The organism is Paenarthrobacter sp. YJN-5, from assembly GCF_015040095.1.
GTDB lineage: Bacteria > Actinomycetota > Actinomycetes > Actinomycetales > Micrococcaceae > Arthrobacter > Arthrobacter ureafaciens.
This window is the reverse complement of the sequence record NZ_CP053544.1, coordinates 3,603,576-3,623,007: the sequence shown is the minus strand read 5'-3', so window position 1 is coordinate 3,623,007 and position 19,432 is coordinate 3,603,576. Positions and strand designations below refer to the sequence as shown.

Annotated in this window: 18 protein-coding genes and 1 riboswitch; of the genes, 14 read left to right on the top strand and 4 right to left on the bottom strand. The window is 62.9% G+C overall.

The features are described from left to right. Positions 1–243: a carbon storage regulator CsrA gene (csrA, locus tag HMI59_RS16755; protein ID WP_021473693.1), complete on the top strand. Its 243-nt coding sequence runs from the start codon at positions 1–3 to the stop codon at positions 241–243. A gap of 50 nt (positions 244–293) precedes the next feature. Here the strand turns inward: csrA and HMI59_RS16750 are convergent, their stop codons facing one another. Further along, positions 294–791, bottom strand: coding sequence for a flagellar protein FlgN (locus HMI59_RS16750; protein ID WP_193591935.1), 498 nt, complete (start codon positions 789–791; stop codon positions 294–296). Between the two features lie 224 nt (positions 792–1,015). Between HMI59_RS16750 and HMI59_RS16745 the strand changes: the two genes are divergently transcribed. After that, positions 1,016–1,831, top strand: a complete 816-nt coding sequence (locus HMI59_RS16745) for a sigma-70 family RNA polymerase sigma factor (protein ID WP_193591934.1) — start codon at positions 1,016–1,018, stop codon at positions 1,829–1,831. Between the two features lie 11 nt (positions 1,832–1,842). Here HMI59_RS16745 and HMI59_RS16740 read toward each other — a convergent pair whose 3' ends face one another. Next, complete coding sequence (locus HMI59_RS16740; RefSeq protein WP_193591933.1) at positions 1,843–3,396, bottom strand: MFS transporter; 1,554 nt, start codon at positions 3,394–3,396, stop codon at positions 1,843–1,845. 73 nt (positions 3,397–3,469) lie between these two features. On the opposite strand from HMI59_RS16740, the gene HMI59_RS16735 reads away from it, so the two are divergent. From HMI59_RS16735 to HMI59_RS16695, 9 genes are all read left to right on the top strand, one after another. Further along, positions 3,470–4,009, top strand: coding sequence for a TetR/AcrR family transcriptional regulator (locus HMI59_RS16735; RefSeq protein ID WP_021473689.1), 540 nt, complete (start codon positions 3,470–3,472; stop codon positions 4,007–4,009). Positions 4,010–4,101: 92 nt separating this feature from the next. After that, positions 4,102–4,200, top strand: a riboswitch (glycine riboswitch). Positions 4,201–4,377: 177 nt separating this feature from the next. Then, a complete protein-coding gene (gene gcvP / locus HMI59_RS16730; protein WP_193591932.1) occupies positions 4,378–7,224 on the top strand; it encodes an aminomethyl-transferring glycine dehydrogenase in 2,847 nt (948 codons plus the stop codon). 13 nt (positions 7,225–7,237) lie between these two features. After that, on the top strand, positions 7,238–8,371 hold the full coding sequence (gcvT, locus tag HMI59_RS16725; RefSeq protein WP_193591931.1) for a glycine cleavage system aminomethyltransferase GcvT: 1,134 nt from the start codon (positions 7,238–7,240) through the stop codon (positions 8,369–8,371). A 31-nt stretch (positions 8,372–8,402) separates the two neighbouring features. Continuing rightward, the gene (gcvH, locus tag HMI59_RS16720) at positions 8,403–8,789 is read left to right on the top strand and encodes a glycine cleavage system protein GcvH (protein WP_021473686.1); all 387 of its coding nucleotides are present in this window, start codon (positions 8,403–8,405) and stop codon (positions 8,787–8,789) included. A 387-nt stretch (positions 8,790–9,176) separates the two neighbouring features. Beyond that, positions 9,177–10,589 (top strand): L-serine ammonia-lyase, encoded by a 1,413-nt coding sequence (locus HMI59_RS16715; RefSeq protein ID WP_193591930.1) that lies wholly within the window; start codon positions 9,177–9,179, stop codon positions 10,587–10,589. Between the two features lie 38 nt (positions 10,590–10,627). Then, positions 10,628–11,449, top strand: coding sequence for a DNA/RNA non-specific endonuclease (locus tag HMI59_RS16710; RefSeq protein WP_193591929.1), 822 nt, complete (start codon positions 10,628–10,630; stop codon positions 11,447–11,449). Positions 11,450–11,589: 140 nt separating this feature from the next. After that, positions 11,590–12,678, top strand: a complete 1,089-nt coding sequence (locus HMI59_RS16705) for a peptidoglycan bridge formation glycyltransferase FemA/FemB family protein (RefSeq protein ID WP_193591928.1) — start codon at positions 11,590–11,592, stop codon at positions 12,676–12,678. A 124-nt stretch (positions 12,679–12,802) separates the two neighbouring features. Continuing rightward, positions 12,803–14,122, top strand: a complete 1,320-nt coding sequence (locus HMI59_RS16700; RefSeq protein WP_193591927.1) for a peptidoglycan bridge formation glycyltransferase FemA/FemB family protein — start codon at positions 12,803–12,805, stop codon at positions 14,120–14,122. Positions 14,123–14,141: 19 nt separating this feature from the next. Continuing rightward, a complete protein-coding gene (locus HMI59_RS16695; RefSeq protein ID WP_193591926.1) occupies positions 14,142–15,629 on the top strand; it encodes a threonine/serine exporter ThrE family protein in 1,488 nt (495 codons plus the stop codon). Positions 15,630–15,652: 23 nt separating this feature from the next. Here HMI59_RS16695 and HMI59_RS16690 read toward each other — a convergent pair whose 3' ends face one another. After that, positions 15,653–16,495 (bottom strand): siderophore-interacting protein, encoded by an 843-nt coding sequence (locus tag HMI59_RS16690; RefSeq protein ID WP_193591925.1) that lies wholly within the window; start codon positions 16,493–16,495, stop codon positions 15,653–15,655. Between the two features lie 395 nt (positions 16,496–16,890). Next, on the bottom strand, positions 16,891–17,658 hold the full coding sequence (locus HMI59_RS16685) for a uracil-DNA glycosylase (protein ID WP_193591924.1): 768 nt from the start codon (positions 17,656–17,658) through the stop codon (positions 16,891–16,893). A 108-nt stretch (positions 17,659–17,766) separates the two neighbouring features. On the opposite strand from HMI59_RS16685, the gene HMI59_RS16680 reads away from it, so the two are divergent. From HMI59_RS16680 to HMI59_RS16670, 3 genes are all read left to right on the top strand, one after another. Beyond that, positions 17,767–18,102, top strand: coding sequence for a DUF3263 domain-containing protein (locus HMI59_RS16680; protein ID WP_166185785.1), 336 nt, complete (start codon positions 17,767–17,769; stop codon positions 18,100–18,102). 49 nt (positions 18,103–18,151) lie between these two features. Next, a complete protein-coding gene (locus HMI59_RS16675; RefSeq protein ID WP_193591923.1) occupies positions 18,152–18,772 on the top strand; it encodes a LytR C-terminal domain-containing protein in 621 nt (206 codons plus the stop codon). Positions 18,773–18,950: 178 nt separating this feature from the next. Then, positions 18,951–19,154 (top strand): cold-shock protein, encoded by a 204-nt coding sequence (locus tag HMI59_RS16670; RefSeq protein ID WP_031216907.1) that lies wholly within the window; start codon positions 18,951–18,953, stop codon positions 19,152–19,154. Positions 19,155–19,432 lie beyond the last annotated feature (278 nt).

Here is a 19,432-nt window from a genome sequence, read left to right as displayed (position 1 = left end):
ATGCTGGTACTGACGCGCAAACCGGGCGAGAAGATCATGATTGGTGACGATATTGTCATTACCGTCATGGAGGGCCGCGGTGACGGGGTGCGGATCGGAATTGAAGCCCCTCGGGGTGTTTCCATCCAGCGCAGCGAAGTAGTTGAGGCGATCGCCGCCGCAAACCTCGCAGCCGCCCAAGCCGGCCCCGACGCCGAGGAACTCCTGGCGAACCTCCGCCCGCCGGCCCCCACCAACAACTGATCCTCTTTCACATCCCGTCGGGTTTTCGCCAGGTCCTCTTTCACATCCCGTCAGGTGGTGCCGAGGAAATCACGCAAAGAGGGGAGTGCGGCGCTGGTCACCGCCGCACGCGCACGTTGAACGTTGACGTCCAGGGTCATTATGGTGAGATCGTCCGGCTCAGCGTCCGCGGGTTCCGGTTCCTGCTCGAGCGCGGAGAGGTTATCAGCTGCCACGGCATCTATGGATTCCAAGAGAATAACCAATGCGCGGTGGTGTTCTTTCAATAGATCAGGCCAAATTCCGGCCGGCGCCATGCCTGCCAGTGAAGGCAACGAAGTCTGATCCGGCACTTTCCATTCCGCGGCCAGGGCAGCCGCTTCCACGCCGCGGGCCAATGACTCGAAGCGTAGGCTTTCCACCACTTTTTCGAGCTCGGACGCGGTGTATTCGAGGCGGTGCCAGTTGCCTGCCCGCAGATGCAGGAGTTGCGTTTCGAGGAGGAAAAGCAAGAAATCGAGTTGCCTTCTCTCCCGCCACAACGTTGCCGATAGCTCGTCCGCCCCCACGGTTCCTCAATCCTTATTTGCCCGGCGGAAAGCAGGTTTCAGCAGGGTTTTGAATTTCTTGTGTCGAGCGTACACGTTTAGGGGTTTGCAGGTGGTATGTTCACTGAACACGTACCTGAAACAAAGTCCCACTACGGCGCTGTGATTGGTCTCCAAGCGCCGTCCGGAATGCGGATCCAGGGCATGGCAAACTCAATATTCCGGTCTCATGGGGGGACTATCTTTTGAATCGCGAACAGCGCAACGAGCTGGTGTTGCAACACCTCCCGCTCGTTGGTTACTTGGTCTCTGACCTTTGTGCGCGCGCATCTCATTTGTCGCGCGATGATTTTGCCTCGGTTGGTTCCCTCGCCCTCATCAGTTCGGCAGATTCCTTTGACCCGGACCTGGGTGTTCCTTTCGGGGCTTTCGCACGCCGTCGAATCATTGGGGCTTTCGCGGACGAAATGCGCGCGGGAGACTGGGCTACCCGTTCGGCCCGCAAGCGCATCAAGGAAACCCTCGCCGTCCAGGAAACCCTTACGGGTGTGCTGGGACGCGGTCCGAGCGTTGCTGAGATGGCCTCTGCCCTTGGCGTCGAGCGCAGCCACGTCGAGGCGGCCTTGGCCGATGCAGCCAGAACCCTGACGTCGCTGGATGAGGTCGTGGTGGATACCGTGGCTTCGGTAGCTCCGTCACCGGAGAACTCCGTGCTCGCCGACGAGCGCATCAAGTACCTCCGGGCCGCCGTCGATGCCTTGCCTGAGAAGATGCGGTTCGTCGTCAGGGAGATCTACTTGGCAGGCCGTTCGGTCAAAGACCTCGCAGAGGAACTGGGCTCCACCCACGCGGCAGTTTCGCAGCAGCGGGCCGAAGGCATCCGGCTTTTGCGCGACGGCCTGGCCGCCCACTATTCAGATAACCCGGACCGGGCATTTGAACCTGAGTCCCGCATCACCGCCCGGCGTCGGAACGATTACCTTTCCGCCCTCGCCACGGCCACTACCGGCGGAATCACCCGGAGCCTGGGATTGGGTTCAACGCTCAACCAAGCCGTATAGAAAGCACAGGACTACTGCGCCCTCGGCACCCGGCGAAGTACGACGGCGGCAAGCACTGCCGCTCCGGCCATCAGTACCAGCCCGATCGCCGCGGTGACGTGCACTCCGGATTCGAAGGCCACCCCTGCGGCCGCAGTCAGTGCCTCGGACAAGGGCGCGGGCAGTGCGGCCGCCGCATCAACCGCTCCGGCCAAGGTTTCCCCTGACTGGCCCGCAGCGGCAGCGGATACTCCGTCCGGTATCACCAGGTTGTGCTGGTAGGACGCGGTCAGGATGGAGCCCAGGACGGCGGTGCCCAGGAGCGATCCCAGTTCGTAGCCTGTTTCCGAGATGGCGGATGCCGCGCCGGACTTGTCCGCCGGGACCGAGCCCAGGATGAGGTCGTTGGAGATGGTCTCCGCAGCTCCCACGCCGACTGCCAACACCGTCAATGCTGAGAGCAGGAACACCGGGCCGCTTCCGTGATCGCCCACGACAACCACCAGGTACCCCACTGCATTGAGTACCAGGCCGCCCGCCACCACAAAGCCGGGGCGGATCCGCTTCACCAGCGGCACCACTACCAGCCCTGCCACGATGGTGGCCAAGAGGGCCGGGATCATGGCAATACCCGCCTCCATGGGCGACTGGCCTTCGATGAGTTGCAGGTGCTGGGCGAAGAAGTAGATGAACCCGGTCATGGAGAACAGGGACAGCGCGTTGGCGACGATGGCCGTGCTGAACACTTTGTTGCTGAAGAGGCGCACGTCCAGCAGGGGGCTGGCCAACTGCTGCTGCCGCCGCACGAAGAGCACGCCCAGTACCGCGCCGAAGAGCATGAAGAAAGCAGCGGTTGGCCCGAAGCCGTGCACGGCGAATTCCTTGATGCCGTAGACGAGCGGAGCCATGGTGAGGACGGACAGGACGATGCTTGGTACGTCCACGCGGCCAGGGTTGGCGTCCTTCGACTCCGGAATGAGGATCCTGCAGAACGCAAGCAGGGGCAGGAGCAGGAACGTTGCCACCAGGAAGACAGCTCCCCACCAGAAGTGCTCCACGAGCCAGCCGCCAAAGATGGGGCCGAGGGCTGCGCCGCCCGAGAACCCGGCTGCCCAGACGGCGATGGCGAGGCGGCGCCGGTTCGGGTCGGTGAAGATGTTCCTGATCAGGGACAGTGTTGAGGGCATCAGCATGGCGCCGAAGACTCCAAGGGCTGCGCGGCCGGCTATCAGCCATTCAGCCGAGGGCGCGAACGCCGTAGCAGCCGACACCGCAGCGAAGCCTGTGCTGCCGGCCAGAAGCAGCCGCCGTCGTCCTATCCTGTCGCCGAGGTTGCCCATGGATACCAGCAATGCAGCCAGGACCAGCGGGTACGCGTCAAGGATCCACAGAAGCTGGATGCCCCCGACTTCCAATGAGCGGGCGATCTCCGGCAGAGCGAAGGTGAGGGCGGTGTTGTCCACGGCCACCAGGAGAACCGGAAACATGAGCAGGGCAAGGGCCGTCCAGTCGCGCCATCCTGCCGTCCTGCCGGGGAGGGGACGGGTGGAAGTGCGGGGAGCTTTGGTTGCGGACGACGAAAACATGAACATTACTGTACCGTCCAGACGGTATAGTTTCAAAGGAGCTCAACACGCCTGTTTAGGGAATGATGGACACATGCCGCGAAAACCAGTTGCCAAGGATGCCGTCCTGGATGCCTTCGAGGCGCTCCTGATCGAGGTGGGGGAGCGGGCAGCAACGCTCGACGCCGTCGCGAAGCGCGCCGGAGTCTCCAAGGGAGGGCTCCTCTATCACTTCCCCAACAAGGAGGCCCTCATCAGCGCTTTGCTGGAACGCCTCGACCGCTTGGCGGAGGAAGACACCGAACAAATGATCGCGGCCCCGGACGGCGCAGCTGCGTACTTCATCCGGTCTTCGGTGTGGGCCGGTACGCCCATGGACCGGGCCTTCGTGGCGACCACCCGCTTGGCCGAGGTAGCCCACGAGGAGACGCGGAGGAGGTTTGCCGCCATCCAACAACGCTGGCTGGACGTGCTCGCCGAGGACGTTGGGCCGGAAGTCGCCAAAGCCGTCAGCTACATGGGCGACGGACTCTATTTCAACGCCATGTTCGAAGGCGGGCAGGCCGGTGGCAGTGCCGGGCGGGAGGCCGACGTCGGGATCCTGCTCGAGGTTCTGGAGCGACTGCGGAAGTAGCGCTCCGCCTATTTGCCGCGACGCCGGGCACGTAGGACAATTAACAATTGTGGTGCGCCTTGCAGCGGGCCGCGAACAACTGCATAAGCCTATGATCTGCGGCGGGAGAGTCCTGCAAAGCACGTGACGCAGGCGCCGTAGGAGCAAATCCTCCCCAGGAATCTCTCAGGCCCACGCACCGCCGCGGCTAGGCAACTCTGGAAAGCAGCAGGCAATCCGCCGTCAGCGGTGACGATTGTTGTGTTCACCGACGGTGCAAGCGGCGTTGCGAAGGCAACCCGCGGAAACTCTCAGGTCCAATACAGAGCGGGGAGGAACCCGAGCCACTGCGGCGTACCCAAGCGCCGCCCAACTAATGGAGTTCCTTCGTGACGGTTAGTTCAGCCTCCACCGCCTTCGTCGATCGGCACATCGGTGCCCGCCGCCAGGCCGACATCGGCACCATGCTCAGGTCAGTCGGTTACGACTCCGTGGATTCCCTCGTGGACACCGCGGTTCCCAACGACATCCGCCAGGACGTTGCCCTGACGCTGCAGAACGCGCTGAGCGAGGTGGAGGTCCTTGCTGAACTCCGCAAGCTTGCTTCCAAGAACAAGACTGCTGTCCAGATGATCGGCCAGGGCTACTACGACACCATCACGCCGCCGGTTATCCGCCGCAACATTCTTGAGTCGCCGGCCTGGTACACCGCCTACACGCCCTACCAGCCGGAAATTTCCCAGGGCCGCCTCGAAGCGCTGCTGAACTTCCAGACCATGGTGCAGGACCTCGTTGGCCTTCCGATCGCCAATGCTTCGCTCCTTGACGAAGCCACCGCTGTTGCCGAGGCCGTGCTGATGATGCGCCGCGCCAACAAGGACAAGACGGCGAGGGACGGCAAGACCGTCCTGGACGCAGACTGCCTGCCGCAGACCACTGCGATCGTGAAGGGCCGCGCTGAGGCGCTCGGCTTCGAGGTGGAGGTTGCGGACCTCTCCGCGGGACTGCCCGACGGCGACATCAACGGCGTCGTCCTCCAGCAGCCGGGCGTTTCGGGCCGGGTTTTCGACCACTCCGCCGTCATCGCCGAGGCGAAAGAGCGGGGCGCGCTGGTGACGGTTGCTGCCGACCTTCTTTCCCTCACGCTCATCACCCCTCCGGGTGAACAGGGTGCGGACATCGCCGTCGGCTCCGCCCAGCGACTGGGTGTTCCGCTGTTCTTCGGCGGCCCGCACGCCGCTTACATGGCAGTCCAGAAGGGGCTGGAGCGTTCCATGCCCGGCCGTCTGGTGGGCGTTTCCAAGGACGACGCAGGTGTCCCCGCCTACCGCTTGGCGCTGCAGACCCGCGAGCAGCACATCCGCCGCGAAAAGGCCACGTCCAACATCTGCACGGCGCAGGCTCTCCTGGCCATCGTCGCCTCAATGTATGCCGTTTACCACGGCCCCGAAGGCCTGAAGGCCATCGCCGAGACCGCCCACCACCACGCGCGCACCCTTGCGGCCTCACTGAAGGCTGCCGGCGTCGAGGTCCTCCACGGGTCCTTCTTCGACACCATCACGGTTCGCGTTCCGGGCCGCGGCGCCGAGCTCGTCGCTGCTGCCGAAGAGCGTGGCATCAACCTGCGTGGAATCGACGGGGACACCGTGGGTATCTCCGTGGATGAGACAACAACAACTGACATCGTCGGCAGTGTCCTTGAAGTTTTCGGTGCCTCCGCGGTTGAGTCCGCAGAGGGCTTTGCGCTGGAGGCTTCCGTTGAGCGCTCCAGTGAGTACCTGCAGCACCCGGTGTTCAACACCCACCGCTCCGAAACGCAGCTCCTGCGCTACATCCGCAAGCTCTCCGATCGCGACCTCGCGCTGGACCGGACCATGATTCCGCTGGGTTCGTGCACCATGAAGCTGAACGCCACGGCGGAGATGGAAGCCATTTCCTGGCCCGAGTTCGCCTCCATCCACCCCTTCGCTCCTGATTCCCAGACCGAGGGCTGGCGTGAACTCATCGCCGACCTCGAAGCCCAGCTGACCGAGATCACGGGCTACGACCAGGTCTCCATCCAGCCGAACGCCGGGTCCCAGGGCGAGCTGGCCGGGCTCCTCGCCATCCGCGGCTACCACCACTCCCGCGGAGACCAGCAGCGCAACGTCTGCCTCATCCCCGCTTCGGCACACGGCACCAACGCAGCGTCCGCCGTGCTCGCCGGCATGAAGGTGGTGGTGGTTGCAACGGCAGCCGACGGCACCATCGACCACGCCGACCTCCAAGCCAAGATCGAGGCCAACCGTGAGGTCCTGTCGGCCATCATGATCACCTACCCCTCTACCCACGGTGTCTACGACGCCGATGTGCGGGAAGTCTGCGACGCCGTCCACGAAGCCGGCGGCCAGGTCTACATTGACGGTGCAAACCTCAATGCACTGGTCGGGTTGGCCCAGCCGGGCAAGTTCGGCGGCGACGTGTCCCACTTGAACCTGCACAAGACCTTCTGCATCCCGCACGGCGGTGGCGGACCCGGCGTCGGCCCCGTTGCGGCAAAGGCCCACCTGGCACCGTTCATGCCGGGCAACGCCGCATCATGGACCGAGGGCAATGACGTTCCGATTTCGGCATCGCGCTTCGGTTCGGCCGGTGTGCTCCCCATTTCCTGGGCGTACGTGAAGCTCATGGGCGGCCAGGGCCTTACCGAAGCAACCAAGTCCGCACTGCTGGCTGCCAACTACATCGCAGCCCGCCTCAACGACTACTTCCCGGTGCTCTACACGGGCGAAGCAGGCTTGGTGGCCCACGAGTGCATCCTGGACCTCCGTGAGCTGACGGCCAAGACCGGCGTCACGGCCGAGGACGTGGCCAAGCGCCTCATCGACTTCGGCTTCCACGCCCCCACTCTGGCATTCCCGGTGGCCGGCACGCTCATGGTTGAGCCGACGGAGTCCGAGGACCTCGTGGAAATCGACCGCTTCATTGAAGCCATGATCACCATCCGCAAGGAAATCGATCAGGTGGCACATGGCGACTTCTCCGTGCAGGATTCCCCGCTTCGCCGGGCACCCCACACGGCAGCCGCCGTCGTAAGCTCCGATTGGGACCGCGCCTACCCGCGTGAGCAGGCCGCCTTCCCCGTCCACCACTTGAAGCAGGACAAGTACTTCCCGCCGGTGGGCCGCATCGATGGTGCAGCGGGCGACCGCAACCTCGTTTGCTCGTGCCCTCCGATCGAAGACTTCGAGAACTAAGGGGATCCGGAAAATGACTGAGAAGCACACGGCCCTGTACGAGGAGCACAAGAAGCTCGGCGCCTCCTTCACCGATTTCGGTGGCTGGCAGATGCCGCTCAAATACACCTCCGAGCTCGCCGAACACCACGCCGTCCGGAAGTCTGCCGGCCTGTTCGACCTCTCCCACATGGGCGAAGTCTGGGTCACCGGGCCGCAGGCAGCAGAGTTCCTGGACTACGCGCTGGTGGGCAAGATCTCCGCCATGGCCGAGGGCAAAGCCAAGTACTCGCTGATCTGCCAGGAAGATGGCGGCATCATCGATGACCTGATCGTCTACCGTCGCGGCGCCGGCAAGTTCCTGGTGGTACCGAACGCAGGCAATGCCTTTGTGGTCGCTTCTGAGCTGCTGCAGCGCGCCGCAGGCTATGACGTGCTTGTTGAGGATGCTTCATCGTCGACGTCGTTGATCGCCGTTCAGGGGCCGCTCGCGGAAGCGATCCTGCTGCGCTTGGTCCCGGCCGGGCAGCACGCGCTGGTCACGAACCTGAAGTACTACGCGGCAGTCGAGGTGACCTTCCTGGTGGCCGGCAGTGGGCAGGATCTTCTCCTGGCACGCACCGGTTACACCGGCGAGGACGGGTTCGAGATCTTCGTGCCCAACGAATCCGCAGCCGCGCTGTGGCAAGCCATCTCCGCCGTCGCCGAGGAAGGCGAGCTTGTTCCGGCCGGTCTGGCCTCCCGCGACTCCCTGCGCCTCGAAGCCGGCATGCCCCTGTACGGCAATGAGCTGTCCCGTGAAGGCAATCCCTTCGCGGCCGGGCTCGGCCCTGTAGTGGCCTTGTCCAAGGAAGGCGACTTTGTTGGCAAGGAAGCCCTGGCTGCTTTGAAGGCGTCCGGTGCTGGTGTGTCCACTGGCCGCAAGCTCGTGGGACTCAAGGGCCTCGGGCGCCGCGCCGGACGCTCGCACTACCCGGTTTTGAAGGACGGTGCCGTTGTTGGCGAAGTGACCTCCGGCCAGCCCAGCCCCACGCTTGGGTACCCCGTAGTGATGGCCTACGTTGACGTTCAGTTCGCCGAGCCGGGAACTGCCCTCGACGTAGATCTGCGCGGCAAGGCAGAGCCGTTCGAGGTCGTGGCCCTGCCGTTCTACAAACGGTCCCGCTAAGTTTTTGATCACCCACAGTTAGGAAAACAGAATGCCCAAAGTAGCGCCTGAACTTCAGTACTCCGACGAGCACGAGTGGGTTTTGCGTGGGGAGGGGAACTCGGTATCCGTTGGCATCTCCGAGGTTGCCACCGACGCACTGGGTGACATTGTCTACGTGGACCTGCCCGAGGTCGGTTCCACCGTGACCGCAGGCGAAACCTGTGGAGAGGTCGAGTCCACCAAGTCCGTCTCCGACCTCTACTCACCCGTGACCGGCGAGGTCACTGAGATCAACGACGCCGTTGTGTCCGACCCCGCCCTCATCAACAACGACCCCTACGGTGAGGGCTGGTTGTTCAAGGTCGCTGCTGAATCCGATGGCCCGCTGCTCTCCGCCCAGGAATACGCCTCCAAGAACGGCGGCGACCTGGGCTAGTCCCGACGGGTCCGGTGTGCCCGACGGGTCCGGCATCCTCTGCGACCTCGGTCGTGTAGACGCCCGTTGGGCGGACGTGACACTCCCTTGGACGGTCGCTGCCGGATGCCGAACCCATAGGGGCTCCGTGTGTCACTCTCCGATTCGAGGGTTCGCTGCGGGGTGTGCCGTGCGCACGGCACACTCCGCAGCGATGCCCCGTTTTGGCCAAGTACGCTCTGGCGTAACGTGGACTTGTAGTAACTGAATAAACTTACGACGCCGGGTTGCCGCCTGAGGGGGCCGCCCGGCGTCGTACTTCGGTCGCCTTCCGCCACAAGCGGGAGGGGCCATCCGGCAGGACCATCTGCCGGACCGTTTCATGCTGTATAAAAAGGGATCCCGGTTATGGCTGTTGGTGTTTTCGATTTGTTCTCCGTGGGTATTGGCCCGTCGAGTTCGCATACGGTGGGTCCGATGCGGGCTGGGGCGGTGTTTGCGCGGGAGCTTCGTGATTCCGGTGTGCTGTCTTCTGTGGCGGGGTTGCGGGTTGATCTGTATGGTTCCCTGGCTGCGACCGGTAAAGGCCACGGTACTTTCACGGCTACTTTGCTTGGTCTGGAGGGGTTCGAACCGGAGTTGATCCTGCCTGATGAGGTGGAAGAACGTCTGGCTGCGATCGCGGAGACGGGCATGCTGAACCTGGCCGGGGCTTCGGGTGAGGGTGTGCTGTTGCCGTATGCAGTGGGGGATATGGTGTTGCATCCGTTGACGGTGTTGCCGCGGCATACGAACGGGATGAAGTTCGCTGTTACCGATGCCGGGGGAAATGTCCTTAAGGAAGCGACGTTTTTCTCGGTGGGTGGCGGGTTCATTGTTCGTGAGGGCGAGGAGGACGCGGCGCGGGCTGAGTTGGAGGAGTCCAAGGCGGAGTTGCCGTTGCCGTTCCGGACCGCTGCGGAGTTGCTGGGCCGGTGCTCGTCCAAGGGCCTGGGCATCAGCGACATCATGCTGATCAACGAGCGGGCGTCCCGGTCCGAGGAGGAGATCCGGGAAGGTTTGCTGCATATCTGGTCGGTGATGGAGGCCTGTGTTGAAACGTCGCTGAAGCGCGAGGGTGTGCTGCCCGGGGGACTGAGGGTCCGCCGTCGTGCTCCTGATTGGTTGGAGCGGTTGTTGAAGGAGGACAAGGACCGGAACGATCCGAAGTATTGGCAGGAGTGGGTGAACCTGATCGCGTTGGCGGTCAATGAGGAGAACGCCTCGGGCGGCCGGGTAGTCACGGCTCCGACCAATGGTGCGGCGGGGATCATTCCTGCGGTGCTGTATTACGCGTTGCATTATGCCCCGGGCATGGATCAGGCCACCCAGGCGGACCGGGATGATGTGGTGGTGCGGTTCTTGCTCGCTGCTGGTGCGGTGGGTGTGTTGTATAAGGAGCAGGCCTCGATTTCCGGTGCGGAGGTTGGTTGCCAGGGTGAGGTCGGTTCGGCGTCCTCGATGGCTGCTGCGAGGTTGGCTGAGGTGATGGGTGGTTCACCGGCTCAGGTGGAGAACGCTGCGGAGATCGCGATGGAACACAATCTGGGGTTGACGTGTGATCCGATCGGTGGGTTGGTGCAGATTCCGTGTATTGAGCGGAACGCGATCGCTGCGGCGAAGGCGATCAACGCTGCGAAGATGGCGTTGTGGGGTGATGGCACGCACCGGGTTTCCCTTGATGAGGTCATCGTGACCATGCGTGAGACGGGCAAGGATATGTCCCACAAATACAAAGAAACCGCGATGGGCGGCCTCGCCGTCAACGTCGTCGAATGCTGAGTCTGTTCCCTGTCAGTCCCTAGTGCCATGCTGTATGCATGAGCGGGGGATATGACCGGGATTTCTTGCGGGCACGCCTTGAGTTGCCCAGTCCGTCGGCGACGACGATTCTGCTGGACTACACCCACTTCTCGGTGCGTTTCCGGGCTGCGCGGAAGCTCGCAGCGATCGTCGGGGTGAATATCAGCGGCGGTGAACTGAATCCTTTGGCCCGCGAGGGAACCTGGCACTTTGACGACCGGATTCCCCGCGAGCAACAGGCCGGTCCGGACGTTTACAAGAACAACGCCTTCGACCGTGGGCACTTGGTCCGGCGGCTCGACCCCGTATGGGGCGATGCCGCCACAGCCAAAAAAGCAAACCAGGACACTTTCGCCTTCACGAACGCCGCACCCCAAGTGGACGACTTCAATCAAGGCAAGGAGCTGTGGGTTGGCCTGGAGGATCACGTTCTCAAGCATGCGGACGCCTTCGACGCGAGGCTGAGCGTCTTCACCGGGCCGGTTTTTGCTGATGACGACTCTGAGTACCGGGGCGTCAGGATTCCCAAGAAATTCTGGAAGATCGCGGCCTGGACCAATGAGGGAACCCTCGGTGCTGCCGGCTTCGTGCTGGATCAGTCTCCATTGCTGGGGAAGGTGGAACTGAAGAAGGCGATCACTGAGCGGCTCTTGGAGGGTGAACCACCGCCGCTGGGCCCTTTCCGCACCTTCCAGGTTCCCATCGGGCAGATTGCGGACCTGACCGGGCTGAGCCTAAGCCGGCTTACCAACGCCGACCGCTTGACCAGCGGTATGCGTGAACTGGGTAAGGCGCCGAAGGCCATCCAGTTGGAGAGCATGGAGCAGGTCCGGCTCTAGGTGCACCCTGAAGGATCAAAATCTTCTGGTAGACCAGCCGAAATCGGGCGAATAGATGCATCCCCGATAGACTTGATCCTGCATGTCCGCATGCGCACCACGCTTTGAACCCTGCTTGAACACTGCACCGAACCCTGAGATTGGACACGGCCACCTTGCGAGAATTTACCGCCCGCTTTGCCACCGCCGAGGAAACCGATAACTGGGACAAGCACGTCACGGCGAACCCGAACGGCGGCAACATGCTGCAGTCGGACGCTTATGCCGCGGTTAAGGACGGTAACGGCTGGCTGGTCCGGCGGCTCGTCATCGAGACTGCTGAGTACTCCAGCTACAACCTGCTGCTGGAGAAAAATTTCCCTGTCTTGGGACGCCTTTGGTACCTGATCAAGGGCCCCGACGCAGAGTCCGTCGAAGACATCAAACCGATGCTGGACGCCGTCGCAACCCTGGCCAGGGAACGGAAGCTGAACGTCTTCACCGTCAAGATAGAGCCCGACGTCGTGGAGTCACCTGAGGTGGCTGCGCACCTGAAGGCGGCTGGGCTGGTTAAGGCTCCCAACATCCAGTCCAACGACTCCACCGCGATTCTGGATATCAGGAAGCCCTCCAACGAGGTCCTCCGCAGCATCTCTTCCCGTGCCCGCAATGCTTTAAGAAGGGCAGGGCGCGAGGGGTGCGAAGTCATCCAGGAAGAGGCCGGCGAACAGAGCTACAAGAAGCTGTACGCTCTCATGCAGAACACCGTGAACGCCAAGGGTGCCATGCCGTTGCGCAGCTACGATTACTACACCAAATTCTGGAACGAGTTCAGCAGCCGCGGCCAAGGCCACTTCTTCTTCGTCTATGAGGATGGCCAACCGAGTGTGGGTGCCTTCGTGATCAACTACGGGTCCAAAGCTACGTACAAGGATGGCGGTTCCACCCAGAACCGTAAGCAGTACGGGGATTCGCACCTGACCCAGTGGGCGGCCATCCAGCGCATGCAGGAACTCGGATGCGTCGAATACGACTTCTGCGGCACTCCGTCCTCAGCCCTTATCAAGGACAAAACCCACCCGCTGTACGGCATGGGCTTGTTCAAGACGAGCTTCACTAAGACCGTCACGGACTTCGTCGGCTGTTATGACCTCGTCCTGAGTCCTCTCCGGTACAAGCTCTGGCTCAAGGGCGGAGAGAAGGTCCTCCGCCGGCTCGAGATCATGCGCACGGGCGGCCAGTTCTACTGACCGGCGCCTGACGCGCCGAAAACTCGAAGCGTCAGCCAACAGACCAGGCCCGCCCCGGCCACCAACGGTGCATATCCAACTAGATGAGGTAATTTCTTTGACTCCGATTGAAGCTGGAAACTCCATGGAATTCGTTCTTCTCAGCGACGCTGAATTTGAGACCTTCGCCAAGGGGCACCCCCAGGGAAGTTTTATTCAATCCATGGACCTCACCCGCTTCCAGCGTGCCCGCGGGCAGGAAGTCGAACTGTTCGGCGTCACCCAGGGCGGGAGCCTCATCGCCGCCGGAAAGCTCGTCTACACGTCCAACCGCATCGGTTACAAAGTGGCGGACTGCGCCAAGGGACCACTGATGGACTACAGCGACGCCGCTGCGGTGAGGTTCGTCGTCGGGCAGTTGAAGAAGCATGCCGCCTCGAAGAAGGCGGCGGAACTGCGTATCTCGCCCAACGTCAAATACATTGCCCGGGACGAAGACGGCGCGGAGCACCCCGAGATCGAAGACAACCGGCCGCTGCTGAAGGAGCTCGAGGGCTTCGGGTTCAAACACCAGGGCTTCGACATGAACTTCGCCAACATCAACTGGATGTTCATCAAGACCCTGGACGGCATCGCGGACGCCGAAGAGCTCATCATGGGCATGAACTACCGGACCCGCAAGGCCATCCGGAAGGCCGAAAAAAACGGTGTGTACCTGGAGCAGGCCACGCTGGAAACCTTGGACGACTTCTACAACGCGCTGAAGACCGCCGGCGACGAGAAGGGCTTCACCTACCGCGAACGCGAGTACTACGAGCAACTGCTGCGCAACACCTCCGATGAGTTCACCAAGCTCATGATGGCCAAGATCAACATCCCGGAATACCGCGCCTCCATCACTGAGCGACTCGAGGCGGAATCCAAGAACCTTGCGGACCTGAAACGCGAAGTGGAGGAGACCGGCAGCAAGAAAAAGGCCAATAAGGTCAAGGTTGTCCAAGACCTGGTGGACAGCTACGAGCGCAGCCTCAAGGACATCGAGCGCTTCCCGGATTCCGTGGGAGTTGCCACCGTGGCAGCCATCCATTTCGCTTGCTCCGGGGACGAACTCACCTGCGTCATTGGTGGAACCGTCCAGGATTACATCTACTTCAACGGTGCCACCTCCTTGTACTGGGGCATGATGCTCCACGCCCTGAACAACGGCTACTCGCGGTACAACTTCTATGGCACATTCGGCATCCAGGGGCAGGATGAATCGGGCCATGGTGGGTACGAGTTCAAGAAGGGCTTTGGCGGAGAGGTGGTCCAGCTCATCGGCGACTTCGTTGCTCCCGTCAGTCCGGTCAAGTACACCGCCTACCGGGTGGCCAGGAAGCTTGCAGGAGCCGCCCAGACCGTTTTGGGAAACTTGCGGGAACCGGCAAAACTGCCGGTGATCGGGAAGTTCCTCAGGAAGAACTAATCCAAAGGAGGAATGCTGCATGACTGAACGCCCCGAGGGCAATGGCGGCAGGCCTCATACGGACGGCTTGCCGAAAACCCAGCCGCTGCGGCCCTCGCAGGTCCGGCAGAATGCGTACGCCAAGCGGATGCTGATGCGCTTGGTGCAAGGTGACAGCCCGCCAACGGCGCCCATGAACATCGTGGACCGCCTGGCCGGCAGCCCTTACGCCAACCCCACCATCCAGGTGGTGGGCGTCGACGCCTCGGCGCGCAAGACCATCGACTTCGCACTGCACCTGGCCGAGGCAATGTTCCGTTACGGGGCCGGTGCGCTTGAGGTCGAAACGAGCATGATCGCCGTGACCGCGGCGTTGGGCCTGAAGAACGTCGAGGTGGACATCACCAACCAGTCGGTGGCCATCAACTACGCGCCGAAGGACCAAACGCCCATCACCCTGTTGCGTGTGGTGAGGTCGTGGACCAATAACTATGCGGGTCTGGCCCAGGTGCACCAGTTGGTTTCGGCTATTGTCGCCGGGGGAGTGGGACGGGACGAGGCCGTTCGGCGGCTCAACGAGATCACACGCAGCGCCAAGCCCTTCCCCCGCTGGATGGTCACTGTGGCGTTCGGTGTGTTTGCCGCCGTGTTCGTCGGGGTGCTCGGCGGTGGTCCCGGAGCTTCGGCACTGGCTTTTGCCTCCAACATGTTGATCAGCCTCCTGGCGCGCCAGCTGATTCGCTGGCGGACTCCGGACTTCTTCGTCACCATGGCCAGTTCTTTTGTGGTCACCTTTGTTGCTTTGATGCTGCGTTGGGCGGGTGCGGACATAGCTCCGTCCATTGTGGTGGCCGGAGGCATCCTCCTGCTGCTCCCCACGGGCAGGCTTGTTTCGTCGGTGCAGGATGCGATTAACGGCTTTCCGGTCACGGCAGCAGGCCGCTTCCTGTCCACCCTGCTGACTTTCGGCGCGATCGTGGCGGGCATCGGCGTCGCTGTGGTGGTTGGAACCCTGATGGGCAGCCAGGTCCTGGACGTCACCAATACTTTCCCGCCGGCCTACCCGTTGTGGGGACAGGCGATCCTCATTGCGATCGCCGTGGTGGCTATTGGTGTCACCGAACAGACACAGATGCGGCTGTTACTTCCGACGGCGGCAGTCGGGCTGGCGGGCTTCTTTGTCTTGTGGGGCGTTGGCGAACTCGGTCTTGGTGACCGTTTGTCGCCCGCCATCTCGGCGATGGTCATCGGCTTGTTGGGCCGCGTCGTGGCCCTGAAGCTTGGTGCTCCGCAGCTCGTGGTCGCCGTTCCGGCAGCGTTGATCCTTCTGCCGGGCCTCACGATCTTCCGGTCAATGTATGCCTTGACGGTCGAAGGCGGCGACATCCTGGTGGGTGCCGGTGGCATGCTCAATGCGGCGGCGATTGTCCTTGGCGTCGCTGCCGGCATTGTGCTTGGCGACAACCTGGCCCGACCCTTGACGAAGGGCCTGTCCAGCAACGAACGCCGCCGGGTGCGACGCCGGTAAGTCGCGCTGGTCCTGCCTGTCGGCTAAATCTTGCCGACAGGCAGTTTCTTCTCGGCCTGGAACACTTCCTCCACGCGACCCTGGGCCCAATAGCCGGACAGGGAGACCTGGGAGCGTTCCAGGCCGCGCTGCACGAAGAAGATCTCGCGGAGGCCCTTCATATAGCCCCGCTCACCGTGAGCGAAGACGTCCACCCGTCCGGGAAGCCATTCCATGGTCCGGAGGGATTCGAGCAGCAGTTCGCTGGATCCGGCAGGTACCCCGTTCCGCTGCAGCCAGTTCAGTTCGACGCCGGCGGGGGCGGTGATTTGAAGGACGTCGTCGGCGCTGTGCACTTCGAGGAACGCCACGCCCCGCGCCTCCGGTGCCAGCGCCTCAATGGACGCGGCGATCGCCGGAATCGCGGCGTCATCCCCGGCAAAGAGGTACCAGTCGGCGTCGGGTGCCGGATTGTAGGCACCCCCGGGCCCTGTGAAGGTCAGCGCGTCACCGGGTTCAGCCGCCGCTGCCCAAGGGCCGGCGAGGCCTTCATCGCCGTGGACCACAAAGTCGATGGCAAGTTCCTGCGCTTCAAGGTTGACCCAGCGGATGGTGTAGGTCCGGGTATGGGGCCACTGCTCGCGGGGCATGGATTCCCGGATGGCCCACAGGTCCAGCGGCAGCTCGTAGTCGACGCCCGGCTGCGGAAAAACGATCTTGACGTACCTGTCCACGTACTCGTTATGCGCGTAGTCCTTGAATCCCGGGCCGCCCGCGATGATCCGGATCATGTGCGGCGACAACTGCTCCTTGCGCAGCACCGTCAGGTTGACCTGGGGGCGCGTTTTGCGGTCGGCGGACGAAGTGGCGGGAAGGGCGGCATTCATCAGGCAAGCCTAAGCTGATCCACTGTGCATTTGCTGGGGATGAGCGGAACGTTACATACCACCCGGCGTCGCTCTTTCACGTCCCGACGTGTTTTGTGCGTCGCTCTGTCACGTCCCGACGCGTTTTGTGTGTCGCTCTTTCACGTCCCGACGCGTTTTGTGCGTCGCTCTTTCACGTCCCCCGCCGGATAGTTCGACGACGGCGCTCGGTCGGGTGCCGCCGTCGGGACCCGCCGTGTGCGCTTGTCCTGCCGCTGCAGGCTTCCGCCCGCCCCGAGCCCATTCCCGACCGGGTGGGATGTGCCAGAGGGTTCCCCAGAAGGGGGTGGGATGTGCCAGAGGGATCACCAGAAGGGGGTGGGATGTGCCAGAGGAGGCTGCGAAAAGGGGTGGGGTTACAGGACGGGGAGTTCCCAGTCGACGGGTTCGGCGCCCTGTTGACGCAGCAGCTCGTTCGTCCGGCTGAAGGGCTTGGACCCAAAAAATCCGCGGGATGCCGACAACGGACTTGGATGTGCGGACACAATCGACGGTGCCCCGTTCAACAGTGGCCCCACGGACTCCGCATCCTTCCCCCAAAGGACGGCCACGAGCGGCTTAGGCTGCCCGTCGGCGTCGGTGCGGTTCACCACGGCGCTGACGGCCGCCGTCGTGATGGTTTCCCATCCCTTGCCGCGGTGCGAGCCTGCGTTCCCGGCATTCACGCTGAGGACGCGGTTCAGCAACAGCACTCCTTGCCCCGCCCAGGCACTGAGGTCGCCGTGGACGCGTGGCGGCAGTCCAAGGTCGTCGTGGAGTTCGCGGTAGATATTGGCCAGGCTCCGGGGGATGGGCCGCGTCTCCCGGGAGACGGAGAAGGAAAGCCCGACGGCGTGTCCCGGCGAGGGGTACGGGTCCTGTCCCAGTATCAGGACCTTCACGTCGGCCAGCGGCTGACGAAAAGCCCTCAGCAGATTGCCGGCGGCGGGAAGGACCTGCGCTCCCTGCCCGGCCTGCGCAGCGACGAAGCCCAGTGCCGCGCGAAGCTGCGGCTCAACCGGGCTCAGGGCCTGCACCCAGTCCGGCGCCATCAAGTCCTCCAGCGGCGTGTCCAACAGTTCATCAAAGCCCTGACCCGAGGGGCTTGCAGGTTCCAAGTCAAAGAGCGCTTCCTCACCAGTCACCCGGCAATTGTCTCCCGTGACGCGCGGCACTTCCGAATGACAGTGGTGTTATTCGCCCGTAACATGGGGAGGAGGAAATCCCCTTACCCGCGTCTTGAGGAGTGTGCCGTGGCCGAACCCGCGCCGGAATCGATGGCGGAGCAGGGCACCGGTTTCGCCCTTGCAGACCTGGCCGCAGGTGTTCGGGCAGATTCTCCGTTGAGTGAGCGCGAGCAGCAGATACTGGCCCTGGAGCGGCAGTGGTGGAAGTACGCCGGGGCCAAGGAACAGGCCATCCGCGAACTGTTTGATCTCTCCGCAACGCACTATTACCAGATCCTGAATGCGCTGATCGATACCGAGGAAGCCTTGGCCCACGATCCCATGCTGGTCAAGAGACTGCGTAGACTACGTACGTCGCGCCAACGTGCGCGCACAGCGCGTCGCTTGGGGTCCGACGCATAATTCGCACGGCTGAACTGTCAGCAGCAACCAGCAAGGACAACGCTTCACCATGACCAAATATGCCAAGGATGAATTCGACCGGGTTCCGCAAAACACGTCCCGTCAGGGTGTGCACAGGGACGCCACGGAAACGCCGCGGCCTACTCTGTGGCCGGTCCTCACTGTGGGCGCCGTGGCCTTGGTTCTTGGCCTGGTGGCATTCCTGATCCTTCCGCGGCTGGGCATCGTGGCGCCCTCGGCATCTTCCAGCACCTCGACGCCGGCCGCACAGCAGAGCGAGGCGGCACCTTCGGCAACACCCACGACGTCGGAGAGCGCGCCTATCGCTTCGGGCGAACCCACTCCGGACACGACTGCCTCGGAGTCGCCGTCTGCAACGCCTTCTTCGGCTCCTGTCGACAAGACGACCGCAGTGGCTGTCTACAACGGCACTGCCACCGCCGGGCTGGCCAGCCGCGTCGCCGGGTTGGTTCAGGGAGACGGATGGGCGCTGGGCGCGGTAGGAAACTGGGGAGGACTTCCGCAGCAGACGTCCGTGGTCTTCTACAACGCTCCGGAGCAGAAGGCGAACGCCGATGCCGTAGCTTCCCTGCTGGGCATCACCACCGTTGTGGAGTCCCCGGACGTGCAGCAGCCCTTGGTCGTCGTAGTGGGACCCGGCTACCAGTAAAGAGCCGAAAATACGGGGATCCGGAGTCCATCCGGCAGAACTCGGTTAAGCCTCAATAACAAAAGCAGCCCCTCACTGGCCGGGAGCAGCGAACCGGCCGTGACAGTGGTTACAGTGGATGAATTCCGGCGCGGAGATCCCGGCTGCCGGCAACAGCTTCTGTGAAAGTGTGGGCATTATGGCTTTGGGGACCGTCAAGTGGTTCAACGCCGAAAAAGGGTACGGCTTCATCACTGTGGATGATTCCGGCGACGACGTTTTTGTCCATTGGTCGGCGATCCAGATGGACGGTTACCGCGCCTTGGAAGAGGGGCAGCGCGTGGAGTTCGAACTCGGCGAAGGCCTCAAGGGGCCGCAGGCTGAAAGCGTGCGTGTAGCCTAGCGGCTCAGCTTTCGGCTGAATGGGCCTCGCTGTTGGGTAGCAGCGGGGCCTTCCTGCTTGCACTCTCAACGGTCGAGTGCTAATTATTGATTTAGCACTCCTACGCATCGACTGCTAATTCCGGCCCCGTCCGCGGAGCAGGGATTACCGCCGCTGCCAAGGAGGAACAAGAAACACCCTGATGGGGTGAGGTCCGGAGCGCGGGGCATACAGAGGCCGCGAGCGAAGGGCCGTCCGTCGCGGGCATCCCATCTGACAGGTACCTTCTTAACGACTGT

Coding starts and splice junctions, on each gene's coding strand:
- gcvH (WP_021473686.1), top strand. CDS start 8,403: ATGCCCAAAGTAGCGCCTGAACTTCAGTACTCCGACGAGCACGAGTGG.
- HMI59_RS16700 (WP_193591927.1), top strand. CDS start 12,803: ATGGAATTCGTTCTTCTCAGCGACGCTGAATTTGAGACCTTCGCCAAG.
- HMI59_RS16735 (WP_021473689.1), top strand. CDS start 3,470: ATGCCGCGAAAACCAGTTGCCAAGGATGCCGTCCTGGATGCCTTCGAG.
- HMI59_RS16675 (WP_193591923.1), top strand. CDS start 18,152: ATGACCAAATATGCCAAGGATGAATTCGACCGGGTTCCGCAAAACACG.
- gcvT (WP_193591931.1), top strand. CDS start 7,238: ATGACTGAGAAGCACACGGCCCTGTACGAGGAGCACAAGAAGCTCGGC.
- HMI59_RS16710 (WP_193591929.1), top strand. CDS start 10,628: ATGAGCGGGGGATATGACCGGGATTTCTTGCGGGCACGCCTTGAGTTG.
- HMI59_RS16715 (WP_193591930.1), top strand. CDS start 9,177: ATGGCTGTTGGTGTTTTCGATTTGTTCTCCGTGGGTATTGGCCCGTCG.
- HMI59_RS16740 (WP_193591933.1), bottom strand. CDS start 3,396: ATGTTTTCGTCGTCCGCAACCAAAGCTCCCCGCACTTCCACCCGTCCC.
- HMI59_RS16695 (WP_193591926.1), top strand. CDS start 14,142: ATGACTGAACGCCCCGAGGGCAATGGCGGCAGGCCTCATACGGACGGC.
- HMI59_RS16690 (WP_193591925.1), bottom strand. CDS start 16,495: ATGAATGCCGCCCTTCCCGCCACTTCGTCCGCCGACCGCAAAACGCGC.
- csrA (WP_021473693.1), top strand. CDS start 1: ATGCTGGTACTGACGCGCAAACCGGGCGAGAAGATCATGATTGGTGAC.
- HMI59_RS16670 (WP_031216907.1), top strand. CDS start 18,951: ATGGCTTTGGGGACCGTCAAGTGGTTCAACGCCGAAAAAGGGTACGGC.